The sequence below is a fragment of the Levilactobacillus wangkuiensis genome, from assembly GCF_016861605.1.
In the GTDB taxonomy this organism is placed as follows: Bacteria; Bacillota; Bacilli; order Lactobacillales; family Lactobacillaceae; genus Levilactobacillus; species Levilactobacillus wangkuiensis.
In genome coordinates this window covers 1-12,895 of sequence record NZ_BOLM01000034.1, presented here as the reverse complement: position 1 = coordinate 12,895, position 12,895 = coordinate 1, and the positions used below count along the sequence as shown (strand labels likewise).

The following is a 12,895-nucleotide window of genomic DNA, read 5'->3' as shown; positions in this document are numbered from 1 at the left end:
CAAAAAGCTGGTTGAGGAAAATCCGAAGATTTTCCTCAACCAGCTTTCATTTTGGAGACTTATGTCACAGCCCCTTTTTTGTTTGCGTTAGGGCGTTGGTTGGCATCGCCTCCGGGATGGTGAAAATGGGCCGTGGCGTTGTGGGCGCACGTCTGGAGCCTAAGGACGGTCTCCAGACTTACTTTGAGCCGAAAACCACGTCTCAAAGATAGCAGTTGCCTAAGCGGGAAACCCGCTAAGGCAACTCCCACGGCTGAGCCCATTTTCACCATCCCTGCGGCTCACATTGGTTTGGCCCGTAAAAAAGCGGGTTCACTCGGTGGAGTGTTGGGCGGGTACTCAGGAGGTTAGTTTTGGTCACTAACACTGTGTCCTGCTGTGGGGCCGGTTCCAGCCTGAGAGGCGGGCTTCCACCTCGACTTTGAGCCATAAGGCGGTCTCAAAGGTCGTCCCATGCTCTAAGCTGAGAAAAGGCGCTCAGCTAAGACCATCGACACAGCTGTCTGGCTTGATCCGCCTCTGGTCACTGACACTGGCTTAGCGGGCTAATTTTCACCATCCCTGCGGCTGGGACTGGTTTAGCCCGGTAAAAATGCGGGTTCACTCAATGCTGGCGTTGGGCTAGTAATTCATGGCAGCCGCCTTTTGTTTCGATTGTGTCGTATGTTTGGAAGATACAATTGTATTGACATGTGATCAATAAGTAATAGTTGTATATAGCAATATAGCGTAGAATTGGTGTTCATGTCACTGAATCTAGATCGATTCGATTAAACTGTGATGGCCATCAGAAAAGGCTAAATTAGTGTGAGTGATCAGAGGCGGGGCAAGTTGACCAGCCTGGCTGCTTGAACCCGCCGGCGGTAACGATTATTAAAAGTTAGCGGTTTCTTAGGGGTTTAGGGGCTAGTCGGGTATAATAGAACTATTAAGGGGATTGGAGTGAGCTTCATGGAAGAAAAGAACGTTTTTCACATTAATGGCTACTTGGGTCTGATTTTGGTGCTGGTTGTCTTGGCCGGTGGCGTTTACCTCAGCGTGGCCGGGGTGCCCGTTTTAGGGGGATTGCTGGTCATCATTGCTGTTTTAGGAGCTAGCAGTTTAACCATCATCAGTCCTAATCAATCCAAGGTACTGACCTTCTTTGGCCGTTACATCGGCACAATTCGGGAGGCCGGGTTGTACCTGACCGTGCCGCTGACTAACAAGTCGACGGTGTCCTTACGGGTCCGCAACTTTAACAGTGAAATCTTGAAGGTCAATGACTTACAAGGGAACCCCGTGGAAATTGCGGCGGTCATCGTGTTTAAGGTGGTCGATACCAGCAAAGCCCTGTTTTCGGTGGAAGACTACGAACAATTCGTGGAAATTCAAAGTGAATCGGCCATCCGCCACGTGGCTTCTGAGTACGCCTATGATAATTTTGGCGATGGCAAGGAACTGACGCTGCGGAGTAATCCGACCGAAGTTTCCAACCATTTAACGGAAGAACTCCAGGAGCGGTTAAACGTGGCCGGGGTTGAAATCATCGAGACCCGGCTGACGCACCTAGCCTACGCCACGGAAATTGCGTCCGCCATGCTGCAACGGCAACAGTCCCAAGCCATCTTATCGGCGCGGAAAATCATTGTCGAAGGGGCGGTCTCCATTACGGAAGGCGCCATCGAACGGTTGGCGGCCGAAACCAATTTGGAATTAACCGATAGTCAAAAGATTCAACTGATCAACAACATGATGGTCACAATTATTAACGAACGGGGTTCTCAGCCCGTCATCAATACTGGGAAAATGGTCGAGTAACAGGCAGTAACCCGGTTAGCGTGAGGCTGAGCAGGGGGTGCTCGCGCCCGTAACTGGCGGCAAAAAGATTGAACGATGGAGGTTTCTTGATGGATGAACAGGTAGCACAGGTGTTGCAGGAGCTCAGCGACTTGAATACGCAGGTGCGTAATGGCGAGGTATACCAGTCATTGGGTACCCGGTTGGGCAAGATTATGGACGACATTCACCGGCGTCGGCGGACGGCTGTCCAGTTGCCAGACGATGGGGATGATATCCAGGACATTTTAGAAGAGCTGCGGTCGCAACTCAACGAGAATGTGCCGGTCACCTTGTCACGCTCCCAAATGGCCAACTTGATCGACCACCTGTCATCCCTCGACCCCGGTCTGCGGTATCAGGGCATCAATTTCTCCCTGTATGATGCCTTGCAGCAAAATGCCTTGGACAGCCGTCAATTGACCTATCTGTTCCAAAAGCTACGGGAACCGGCAGGCTTGTTTGACCACATCCTGGAGCCGGCCAATGCCGCCGTGTTTGGGCGTGCTGGTCGGGTGGCGATGTTAGCGGTGCTGTTACACTTCATTTCGCCAGAGAAGGTGCCGGTCGACCCGGACCTTCAACCGACCGTCGTCTTGGCGGCCGCTTATCTCTGTTTGGAAACGGACACGCGGGGCTTCGTGAACCACTACGGGTGGGCGCACGCCTTTACTGCCGCTACGGACCTCTTGAGCGTACTGGCTGGTAATCAGAATCTGACGCGGGCCGATAAGTTATTTTTGATGATGACCCTGATCGAACGAATCAAGCGCTTGAACACGCCACTGATCTACGGGGAAAACGACCGCATCGCCACGTTCTTAACGGAATTGGCGAACCGGCACGACCTATACGAGGAAACGCTGTTGCTGGCGCTCAAGAGTTGGCGGCAACAGGTCGCCTTACATCGCCGGCCGGATACGATTGCGGGCTGGAATCGGTTCTTTAATCGCAAGCGTTTATTGGACTCCTTGCGGTTGCAAGAGAGCCTCCCCCAGTCGCTTAAAGAATATTTAAACTCGACCATCGATTTTTTAGGCTGAATCGATTCTCAATTATTTCGAGAAATGGTATACTGAAGGCTAACCGAAATATATACGAATAGGATGAGTGACAACATGGAAACGAAAAGCAAGTTACACGTAGGTCTATTATTCGGTGGCAATTCCTCGGAGCATGACGTCTCTAAGCGTTCAGCACACAATATTTATGACGCAATGGACAAGGACCGTTACGACGTTAGTTTATTCTTACTGACCCGGGACGGCTTTGTTTTGAGCGATGCCGCATCTCGTCGCGTCTTTGATGGCGAAGACGAATTAACGGTGGCAACCGAGGAACAAGCCAAGGTAGACGCATCCAACCCATTGGCACCCATTTGGAATTTATCTCAAGCAAAGGACATCGATGTTTTCTTCCCAATTATTCATGGTAACTTGGGTGAAGACGGTACGATCCAGGGGCTTTTCCGGTTACTGAAAAAGCCTTACGTGGGGAGTGGCGTCTTAGCATCGGCTGTGGCCTTTGATAAGGATTTGACGAAGCAGGTCTTGACGGCGCACGGTATCCGCAATACTAAGTACTTGGTCTTAACGCCGGAAAACCGCGACGACTTTGATTACGCAACCGTTCAAGCAAAATTGGGCGATAACGTCTTCATCAAGCCAGCCAACCAGGGCTCATCAGTGGGGATTCACAAGGCGGGTAACGAAAAGGAATTTGACGACGGCATCGCTGACGCTTTCCGGTACGATTACAAGGTCTTAGTGGAACAAACCATCGACGGTCCCGAAGAAGTCGAAATTTCCATTTTGGGTAACGAAAAGCCACAAGCTTCCAAGCTCGGGGCCATTCGGGTACCAGATTCAGATGTCTTCTACGACTACAACAACAAGTTCGTGGACGCTAGCGGCGTGACCTTTGAAGTGCCCGTTAAATTGTCCGCTGACCTGACCGCTGAAATCACGCAGATGGGCTTAGATACCTACGCTGCGCTTGGATTGAAGGGGATGGCCCGGATCGATTACCTGGTCTCCAAGGATGGTGTCCCTTACGTCGGTGAGGTCAACACCTTGCCGGGGTTCACCAACATTAGCCTGTATCCACAATTGTGGCAGGCAACGGGTATCAGTTATGCCGACCTGATCGACCGTCTGATTCAATTAGGCTTAGATGAGTTCAAGTACCAAGACGAATTGGCCTATGACTTTATTCCGTTGGATGACAATTCAGCGGCATCAACCTACAAGCCAAAGAAGTAACAGATTTTACGAGAAGTCGGCGGAGCGGAAACGTTCTGACCGGCTTTTTTTGATGGGAAGGGGTGGAGTGGTGTGCAGTCTTGGCGAAATGAACTGAAACGGGCGTGGACGATTGGCATTCAGGGTCCGAACCTGGCATTGGGGTGGGGACTCGCCGTCCTGCTGGTTGCGGGGTTACGCCTGTTGGGGCAAGTGCCTGGGTGGCGCGTTGCCGGCGGCGTCCTGATCTTACTGACGCTGATAGTGGGCGCCTGGCAATTAACGCAGCTGGCCCTGACCCTAATTGGTCGCCGACCGGCCGCCTGGCAAAGCTGGCAACTGGTTTGGCGTAACAAGGGGACCTGGTTGTTAGTTGAACTGGGCCTGATCATCCTGACGTTGCCGTTTGGTCTCTGGGGGCTGAGCAGTCGCCTGCTGGTCCGGTTGCCGGTACCCGCGATGTGGGTCAACGCCGTTGGGTTACATCGGCGGCCGGTCGGTATCGTGGTTGGTATTATTTATGTGATTGTGGCGGGCTACTGTCTCCTGTGGGGGCCACGGCATTTTCGACGATTGACACCGCAGATCAGCCATCCCGGGACCTGGCGGCAGATGGCGGGCGCACTGTTGGTCACCGCGGGGTTGACACTGATCTGGCTGATTTGGGCAGAGTTGTTGGTCGGCTTGAATTGGTGGTGGGGGCCGTGCTTAGGTGCCGGGTGTGCGCGTTTCCTCGCCTGGGGGTCACTCAGCCTGATTTTGTTAGGTCTGTTACTGGTCACCGGGTTAAGCATGATCACACTGGTTTGGAGCTGGTGTGGGCAGCCGTCCGTCACCGGTCCGCGGGGCCCCCGGCGACAGATTGGCGTGTTAGTCGGGGTGATTGTGTTTGCTGCGGCCTGCATCAGTACCCAAGCCATTTACCAAACACCCCAGTTCTCCCAGATGGCTCTGATCAGTCACCGGGGCGTGGATCACGGTCACGGGGTCCAAAACACGTTGGGGGCGCTGCGCTATGTCAGCCGCCAACGTCCAACCTACGTGGAAATGGACCTGCACGAGACGCGGGATCATCAGTGGGTGGTGCTTCACGATGAAAATTTAGCCACCTTAGCAGGTCGAAACGTGACGCCGCACTCGTTGACCCTAGCCCAATTACAACGGCTGACAGTCCACGAGAATGGCTATCACGACCATTTAGTGAGTTGGGCGGTCTATCTCAGGACGGCAGAACGTCTTCATCAACCTTTACTGGTAGAAATTAAGACGACGCCGACGGATTCTAAGGGGATGGCGGCGCGCTTTGCCCGGGCGTATGGCTCGCGATTGGTCGCGGATCACTCAGCGGTCCATTCGCTGGATTACCGGGTGGTGACCCAGGTGAAACGCGCGGCGCCCCAGTTACGGGTAGGCTACATTACCCCGTTTAACTGGGTATCTCCGGCGTCGGTTCCGGCCGATTTTTACTCCTTCCAACGGATATCCGTTAGCCAGCAATTTATTCTGGCGGCACATCAATTGGGGGCGAAGGCCTACCTGTGGACGCCGGATTCCCGGAGTGGCATGACGCGGATGTGGGCGTTGGGCGCCGACGGTCAGATCACCAATGAATTGTCCCGGCTGCGGGGCGTGTCTCGGCAACGACCAGCGGCCAATTGGTGGGCAGTCCTGCAGAACTTTGTGTTCAGTTATTTGTGATGATGGGGGCTAGTTCTGGCATCGTCGGGTGTCGGACACAAGCATGAGCGTTAACTGGATTAATGACTACTGGCTAAAAAGAGTTATTGGAGAATAAACGAATAAAATCAACTAATTAAAGGATTATATCCGGTTAAAAGAGCCGTTTATAATTCTTTTTATATTAGAATGATAAAATGGCCTAGACAGATTAGAGTTCCTTAATAAACTGGCATATTTCTTGTATTCCGTGATAAATCCCTTATTATTAGTATTAATGATAAAGGAACCGGACTAGGCCATTATTTTTTCAGGGGAAGAGTTCTAGTGAAAAAGGGCGTCGACAGCTAGAGCTCTCAGTCAACGCGATTTAGACGTAATGTTCGGCTTTATCAGAATTGGCAACTGACCAGCGTTACAGTACGTGAGGGAGAGAGCAGATGCGGTTATTAGGGAATAAAGTTAAGCAATATCGAAAACAAAAAAATATGTCACAGCAAGAACTGGCTGACGGAATCTGCACGCAGGCAACCGTAAGCTTGATGGAAAAGAAGAACAAGATTCCAAGCATTAAGATCATGTTGCAGGTTTGCCGGCGACTCAACGTATCCTTAACGGACGTGTTAGCCGGGGTGGGCAGTAGCATGGATGAACAGTTTGACGAAATCTCATTGGCGATTCGGCGGAGCGACTATACGGCTGCGGCGGATTCCTTAGAAGAAATCGATATGAATGAGGTCGCGACGGCCTTTGACCGTGAACGGTACCATTACTACCGCGGCTTCATTGAACTCGGCGCGCATGGCCGGCCAGACGAAGCGATTTTTCACTTCAACCTGTTGCTGCACCGCTCGTACCAGATGCCTTGGGACCTGTACGCCATCGTGGGCAACGTGGGGATGGCCGCTGCGTACTTGAAGCGCGAGGAACTGGACAAGGCCCGTTACTACTTAGGCGAGGCCGTTAGCTACCTTGATGATTTCGAGTGGCACGATGAGATTGATTTCAAACGCCTGGTTTGGGCGCGTTATCAAATTGCCCAGATGTATTTGACGCTGCAACAACCACAGTTAGTGATTGAAAGCGTTGAGTCCGCCTTAGAGGCCGTGAAACGCCAAGCCTCTCTTTACCTGATCGATGTCTTGTACGAGGTTAAGGGACAGGCAGAACAAGCCCTGATGGCCAAGACGGCCGCCAAACGCAGTCTGATGATTGCCAAGACGTTGGCCCTGGTGACACACAACATTCCGTTACAGGAACGGTTGGCACCGGCCGCGGGTTCATCCGTGTTCGCAGATTAAGTTCACATTTAGCAGACCAGCAACCGAAGCAATTCGGCGGCCGGTCTTTTTTGCGCAAAAAAACACGCCGCTGATCAACAGCGACGTGAGAAATCATCAAAAATTAAATTAAGCTTCGGGGTGGGTAACCTTAGCCGGTTGGTTATTCAGGTCAGTCCGAACGACGATAACGTCGCAAACGGCGGTCCGAGTAACGTATTCGGTAACGGAACCAATCAAGAGGCGTTCAACGGCGTTTAAACCAGTTGCCCCAATCATAATCAAATCAGTGTCATTATCCCGAGGAACGTCCCGTGCGATAATGGTCTTAGGTGCCCCATACTCAATGGCGTAGTCAATGCTTTGCAGGCCATCAGCCTTCGCATCAGCCACGTACTTGTCCAGCGTCTTCTTTGCCGTTTCCGTAACTTGTTCAACCATGCTGGTATCGAAGCTGGAAATGTTTTGGAAAGCCCGCGTATCAACAACGTGAACGAGATGTAAATCAGCATCGTTACGCTTAGCCACAGCGACCGCTTTCTTGAAAGCTAATTCGGCTTCGTAGGAACCATCAACTGGGACTAAAATGTGCTTGTATTGTTGTAACATATTGTTCACCTCTCATTACTTTATACTCTTATCATACGTTATTTGCCGGCAAATAAAAAGCGAAATGGTGAAAAATCGTAGAAAAGTGTAACCGGTTACCCCTTGGGCAGCCAGTGGGCGAGGATGAGCTGTAGCGTGATGACGACGATGACTCCCACCAGTAAGACACCGGAAATAAAAATGGTATTATTCATGATCGTGGCAATGGCGGAGACAATCCCAATCAACATCATCAGGATACCGCCGACGTTGAGAACCCGGCTGAGTGCTGGGGATGATTCGGGATGAAAAACGAGGAAAGCGCGGCTCCGGTGACTGTAAAAGTACCAGCCGATACCAAGGGCGAGCAGGGTGTAACAAATCATTAAAATCGTAATGGCCAAGAGATGGGTCCTCCTTAAAAATTCGGTTCTGTGTGACTAAGTATACCCGATTCAGCCTTTAAAATCATCACGGGTTTGTGGAGGGCAGATAGTTTTTAGCCGCGCCTTACCGGGCAGAAAAAATGGACCGGAACGCGAGGGGCGGACGTCCGGAGCCAAAGGGCGGTCTCCGGACTTGCTTTGAGCCTCATAGGGCGAGTCTCAAAGACACCAATTTAATCCGTGGCGAGGCCACGGATTAAATTCCCCTGGCTGAGTCCATTTTTTCTGCCCTCACGGCTGACATAGTGAATTACCACAACCGTGAGGATTTTCTTCTGTGTAAGTTGTTTTCTCAACTGATGTTGCAGAGTTCGTAACTGATAGGTTGGTGGCCACATTTGTCTGATGGGATAATAAAACTTTATGCCATTCGAGGTACTACATACTGCTGAGTAACAGTGGTGATAATACCTGGATTCTGAGTACAAGTCTAATATGACTGGTCTTTTGACGGTTACGACGCTCGTGTGGTCAGGTGCTGGGGTCCGTGTAACCGGAGGAGGTCAGTTAGGCTGCTGCCTGTGTCGGTGCTGTTAGTCGGCGTTTTGGAGCCGGCTTACAGCACGGGATGACCTTTGAGACACATGAACCTTGTGGCTCAAAGGCAAGCCGGAGGACCGCTTCTCAGGCCGCAGGCGGTCCCCACAGGTGCGGAGTGGCTGACAGCCGCAGGTGGAACGGACCACAGCACCTGACCCGGAACCGAACCAGTAGAACGGTCCAAGGGCACCGAAGGCAAAAGAAAAAGGCCATTCAAAGGAATGGCCTTCAAAGCAGAGCTTTGGATGATCTAAGTGGTGCCGTTAATTGTCTAGTCATGTTGACCCGCGATGACAATGCAGGGGGGAAAGCTAGCTAGAACGTCTGACTTCCAAGTGAAAAGGCATGTCATCTTTTCCAGCATTTTGCGATCCCGTTTATAGATTACTTGATCGGCAACTTGTAGTGAGACAACGCGTACACCTTAGAACCATCTGTATAGTAGCATATAAATATTAAAATTTCAATTAGTCACTGTCGGTTTGCTTGCAGAAGACGTCGATATTGTTCGGCCAACTGACTTTCAAAACGGCCATTAGTCTTGGGGTGATAGTATTCAGCGTGCTTAAGGTCGTCGGGTAAATATTGTTGCTTGACCCAGTCGCCCGGAAAATCATGAGGGAACTGGTAAGCGTTGCCGTGACCCAATTTTTTGGCGCCACTGTAATGGGCATCCTTTAACCGGTCGGGGACCGCGCCGTTGTGACCGTTCATCACGTCGGCGAGGGCGGCATCCACGGCCGCAATCCCGGAATTGGATTTTGGTGACAGACAGAGTTCAATCACCGCGTCGGCAAGGGGGATACGCCCCTCTGGTAGGCCTAATTGCTGGGCGGCCTGAACGGCTTGAACCGTGCGGGCCGCGGCTGGTAAATTGGCCATGCCAATGTCTTCGTAGGCGATGACCATTAGGCGCCGACAGATGGATGGGAGGTCACCAGCCGCCACCAGTTGGGCCAGGTAGTGAAGCGCGGCGTCGGTATCGCTGCCTCGAATGGACTTTTGAAAGGCAGAAATGACATCGTAGTGGGCATCCCCATTTTTATCGCCGACCAGGGCCTTACGTTGAAAACAGGCCTCGGCGACTTCGAGTGTCACGTGGATCTCGCCATCGGCGGCTGGGGGCGTCGATTGGGCGGCCAGTTCAAGGCCGTTCAACGCGCTGCGCAGGTCACCATTGGTGGCACCGGCCATGAAGTTCAGGGCCTCGTCGTCAACGTTTAAATTGAGTTTACCGAGTCCGCTTACCTCGTCGGCCATGGCCCGGTGCAGCGCGATTTTGATGTCGTCTAATGATAGCGGGTGGACCTCGAAAATTTGCGTCCGGCTACGAATGGCCGGGTTGATGTTGATGTAGGGATTTTCGGTGGTCGCCCCAATCAGAATGATGCGGCCGCTTTCCAGGTGGGGAAGCAGAAAATCTTGCTTGGTCTTATCCAGGCGATGGATTTCGTCCAGGAGTAAGATGACGGTGCCACTCATCTTGGCTTCTTCGGCCACGATTTGGAGGTCCTTTTTGGAGTCGGTCGCCGCGTTTAATTTGCGAAAGGCATACTTCGTCGACCCGGCAATCGCGCTGGCGATGCTGGTTTTCCCGGTGCCCGGCGGCCCGTATAAAATCATAGAGGATAGTAGTTTAGCCGCGACCATGCGGGCAATGATCTTGCCAGGACCGACTAAGTCCTGTTGGCCCACGACGTCTTCGAGGCGCTGTGGCCGCATGCGGTAGGCTAAGGGTTGTTGTGCCAAAAACGAGACTCCTTTCTTAATGACCGAGTAGTTTATCGAACCAATTTTTCTTGGGTGCAGAAGTTGAATCGGTTGTTGGTTTGGCCGGATACTTTTTGGTGAGACTGATGGGACTTTGGTTGATGGCTTCGTCGCTGGCCACCACTAGGCCAAGGTCCGTATCATTGACGCCGTAGATGGTATCCTGTTTGATCGTAAATTTAAGGTTGTGTTGGCTCGCCAGCTTGAGGTAGGGCGCGAGGTCGGTCTGGTTAATGTGACCGTTAAAAATAACCTGGTAGTCCGGGTGCGCAGAAATTTCTGTGATGAACGCATCCAGACTTTGCCGGTCGGTGACTTCGGCAATCGTCATGGCCAGGGAGACCCGCTCGCGGAAGGTGCCCAGATAATGGCGTTGCTCGTCAGGATTGATTTTCGGTGTCCCGTAGACAGAATTTTGTAAATGTTGTTCCATTTGACTCTTCTCAGCCATTAGTTTCCCTCTTTTCAAGTTAGTCCCATAAGTATACCATGGAATAGAAAAGACGTTTAGGAAGGGGGCTTCAGCATGTATCAGGACCAAGATTTTCACGTGTGGGATGACCAAACGCTACCCGGACGATTGGGCAAGATTCGCGCGCAGATTGACCCGAAGTTTACGGCGACGGTGGCGGACCTCGCGCCCGTTTTCGCTGAGCTGGCCGTGCCAATTTACGACCACATTTCGTTGCATCGCCGGCGGTCAAAGAATCCACCGCCAGATACCTGGGTGGCATTTAGCACGTCCAAACGGGGGTACAAAATGTTGCCGCACATTGAGGTGGGGTTCTGGGATGACCGGTTCTTTATCTGGCTGACCGTACTACAGGAGGCCAAGAATCGCCAGGCGTTACTGAGTAGTCTCAAGGAGGATACGGTGATGCAGTTGCCCGCTGGCTTTGAATGTGGCGGGGATCACACAGATAAGAATTGTGGACGGCCGTTGACGCGGGAGACTTATCAGGAATTGATGCGGATGCAGCCGCAGAAGCACGCGGAGTGGCAGGTTGGGCGTAATTTTTTGCGTGGTAGTGACTTCTTTACGGGGACGCCCGCACAACAGGTTCAGACGATTCAGGACACGGTGCGCGCACTGTTGCCGCTGTATGATCAATTGATTCGGATTTAGTTTAGCGGTAAGCTCAAAATAATCGGAGCTTATCGGGGGATGCGCCAGTTGGCGACATGACCCAAGCTCGAAGGGGGAGTTTTTGTGGTAGCGTTTCTAAAACGGGTGTGGCAGAACCCGCTGACGATGATGTACATCGCGTTAATCTTGCTGATATTTATTGCGTGGCAGGCGCACGCCTTTTTGTCACTGGCCTTGTTTACGGTGATTTTTATTTATTTGGGAAATGCCGCAATCGGGGGTATCGAGCGGCATCTGCACCTACATCACCTGTGGGCGACACTGTTGGTGTACGTGCTATTCCTGGGAATCTTGGTGGCGGCCTTTTCGCAGATTATCCCGCCGCTGGTGTCGGAGGCCTCGAACCTGCCGAACACGATTGATAAATTAATTGATACATATCCCCAGCTGCAGAGCGAGTTGACCAAGCTGATCAAGAACCTGTCGCAAAATGCGTCGGTCATCAGCAATGGGAAAAACTTACTGACCAGTGGGATGGGGCAGTTGTCGCGCTTCAGCTCAGGCGTTGAGACGATTCTGTTGGCGTTTTTCTTCGGGTTTATCTTTAACCTGACAAAATTTCAGCTGCAGACCTTCGTCCACGCCTTTACCAAGAGTCGTTTCGCCAGTCTGTTTGTGCCGATGGGCCAGTTGATCTTAAAATTCGTGAACATTTTCGGCACGGTATTGGAAACGCAGCTGGTGATTTGCACCATCAACACGATTCTGATGGTCTTGGGTCTCTGGATCATTGGCATGCCTAGCTTACTGATTTTAGGCATCATGGTCTTCTTCCTGGGACTGATTCCGGTTGCCGGGGTGCTGATTTCCCTGATTCCACTGACCATCGTGGCCTTCCTGACCGGTGGGCTGATTCGGGTCATCGAAGTTTTAGTGCTGGTCATCTTGATTCACATGTTTGAATCCTACTTCCTGCATCCCCGGTTAATGGCCAACGCCACGAACCTGCCAATCTTCGTGACATTCATCGCCTTGATTGTCAGCGAACAGCTCTTTGGCGCCTGGGGCCTGATTGTCGGGGTGCCCCTGGTGGCGTTCTTCCTGGACGTGTTCGATGTGCAGTTGAAGCCCAAGCGAGTGACGTCGAAACCGGAACCGAATAAAACAGCGTAATCAAAAATGAGGTCCTACTGGTTAGGGCCTCATTTTTTTACGGAATGGTTCAGCTAACTGCCGTGAAATTCTAACAAAATCAAATCACTCATATCTAAATTGACTGAGACTTACAACCGTTAGTATTCAAAAATGCCAAAATAAAGGTTCTATGATATTTGGTGTTGATGGAGAAATCCATTGACACCATTTTTGCATTAAAAAGAGGCATACCACCTCTGTGCTACAATCAAGTCGACGAAAACCAATTGAAAGCGAGAAGAATGATATGTCCCA

At 51.7% G+C, this 12,895-nt stretch carries 11 protein-coding genes; 7 read left to right on the top strand and 4 right to left on the bottom strand.

Annotation, left to right across the window (positions count from 1 at the left end):
• The first annotated feature begins 951 nt into the window (after positions 1 to 951).
• From JUF13_RS13895 to JUF13_RS13875, 5 genes are all read left to right on the top strand, one after another.
• Positions 952 to 1,800, top strand: a complete 849-nt coding sequence (locus JUF13_RS13895) for an SPFH domain-containing protein (protein ID WP_125766029.1) — start codon at positions 952 to 954, stop codon at positions 1,798 to 1,800.
• 89 nt (positions 1,801 to 1,889) lie between these two features.
• A complete protein-coding gene (locus JUF13_RS13890) occupies positions 1,890 to 2,861 on the top strand; it encodes a DUF2785 domain-containing protein (protein ID WP_203640162.1) in 972 nt (323 codons plus the stop codon).
• Positions 2,862 to 2,936: 75 nt separating this feature from the next.
• On the top strand, positions 2,937 to 4,079 hold the full coding sequence (locus JUF13_RS13885; protein WP_203640161.1) for a D-alanine--D-alanine ligase family protein: 1,143 nt from the start codon (positions 2,937 to 2,939) through the stop codon (positions 4,077 to 4,079).
• A 72-nt stretch (positions 4,080 to 4,151) separates the two neighbouring features.
• Positions 4,152 to 5,756 (top strand): glycerophosphodiester phosphodiesterase, encoded by a 1,605-nt coding sequence (locus tag JUF13_RS13880; protein ID WP_236002707.1) that lies wholly within the window; start codon positions 4,152 to 4,154, stop codon positions 5,754 to 5,756.
• Between the two features lie 419 nt (positions 5,757 to 6,175).
• Positions 6,176 to 7,036: a helix-turn-helix transcriptional regulator gene (locus JUF13_RS13875; RefSeq protein ID WP_125766026.1), complete on the top strand. Its 861-nt coding sequence runs from the start codon at positions 6,176 to 6,178 to the stop codon at positions 7,034 to 7,036.
• Positions 7,037 to 7,144: 108 nt separating this feature from the next.
• Here JUF13_RS13875 and JUF13_RS13870 read toward each other — a convergent pair whose 3' ends face one another.
• From JUF13_RS13870 to JUF13_RS13855, 4 genes are all read right to left on the bottom strand, one after another.
• On the bottom strand, positions 7,145 to 7,624 hold the full coding sequence (locus JUF13_RS13870) for a universal stress protein (RefSeq protein ID WP_125766025.1): 480 nt from the start codon (positions 7,622 to 7,624) through the stop codon (positions 7,145 to 7,147).
• Between the two features lie 95 nt (positions 7,625 to 7,719).
• A complete protein-coding gene (locus tag JUF13_RS13865) occupies positions 7,720 to 8,007 on the bottom strand; it encodes a hypothetical protein (protein WP_203640160.1) in 288 nt (95 codons plus the stop codon).
• A gap of 1,053 nt (positions 8,008 to 9,060) precedes the next feature.
• Complete coding sequence (locus JUF13_RS13860; RefSeq protein ID WP_203640163.1) at positions 9,061 to 10,311, bottom strand: replication-associated recombination protein A; 1,251 nt, start codon at positions 10,309 to 10,311, stop codon at positions 9,061 to 9,063.
• Positions 10,312 to 10,354: 43 nt separating this feature from the next.
• Positions 10,355 to 10,810: a YueI family protein gene (locus tag JUF13_RS13855; protein ID WP_203640159.1), complete on the bottom strand. Its 456-nt coding sequence runs from the start codon at positions 10,808 to 10,810 to the stop codon at positions 10,355 to 10,357.
• Positions 10,811 to 10,885: 75 nt separating this feature from the next.
• On the opposite strand from JUF13_RS13855, the gene JUF13_RS13850 reads away from it, so the two are divergent.
• Positions 10,886 to 11,485, top strand: coding sequence for a DUF1054 family protein (locus JUF13_RS13850; RefSeq protein WP_203640158.1), 600 nt, complete (start codon positions 10,886 to 10,888; stop codon positions 11,483 to 11,485).
• A gap of 84 nt (positions 11,486 to 11,569) precedes the next feature.
• Complete coding sequence (locus tag JUF13_RS13845; RefSeq protein ID WP_203640157.1) at positions 11,570 to 12,619, top strand: AI-2E family transporter; 1,050 nt, start codon at positions 11,570 to 11,572, stop codon at positions 12,617 to 12,619.
• The last annotated feature ends 276 nt before the right edge of the window (positions 12,620 to 12,895 follow it).

What these genes read in the sequence shown, in the direction of transcription:
- JUF13_RS13875 (WP_125766026.1), top strand. Translation starts at nt 6,176, where the DNA reads ATGCGGTTATTAGGGAATAAAGTTAAGCAATATCGAAAACAAAAAAAT.
- JUF13_RS13890 (WP_203640162.1), top strand. Translation starts at nt 1,890, where the DNA reads ATGGATGAACAGGTAGCACAGGTGTTGCAGGAGCTCAGCGACTTGAAT.
- JUF13_RS13860 (WP_203640163.1), bottom strand. Translation starts at nt 10,311, where the DNA reads ATGCGGCCACAGCGCCTCGAAGACGTCGTGGGCCAACAGGACTTAGTC.
- JUF13_RS13855 (WP_203640159.1), bottom strand. Translation starts at nt 10,810, where the DNA reads ATGGCTGAGAAGAGTCAAATGGAACAACATTTACAAAATTCTGTCTAC.
- JUF13_RS13895 (WP_125766029.1), top strand. Translation starts at nt 952, where the DNA reads ATGGAAGAAAAGAACGTTTTTCACATTAATGGCTACTTGGGTCTGATT.
- JUF13_RS13850 (WP_203640158.1), top strand. Translation starts at nt 10,886, where the DNA reads ATGTATCAGGACCAAGATTTTCACGTGTGGGATGACCAAACGCTACCC.
- JUF13_RS13870 (WP_125766025.1), bottom strand. Translation starts at nt 7,624, where the DNA reads ATGTTACAACAATACAAGCACATTTTAGTCCCAGTTGATGGTTCCTAC.
- JUF13_RS13885 (WP_203640161.1), top strand. Translation starts at nt 2,937, where the DNA reads ATGGAAACGAAAAGCAAGTTACACGTAGGTCTATTATTCGGTGGCAAT.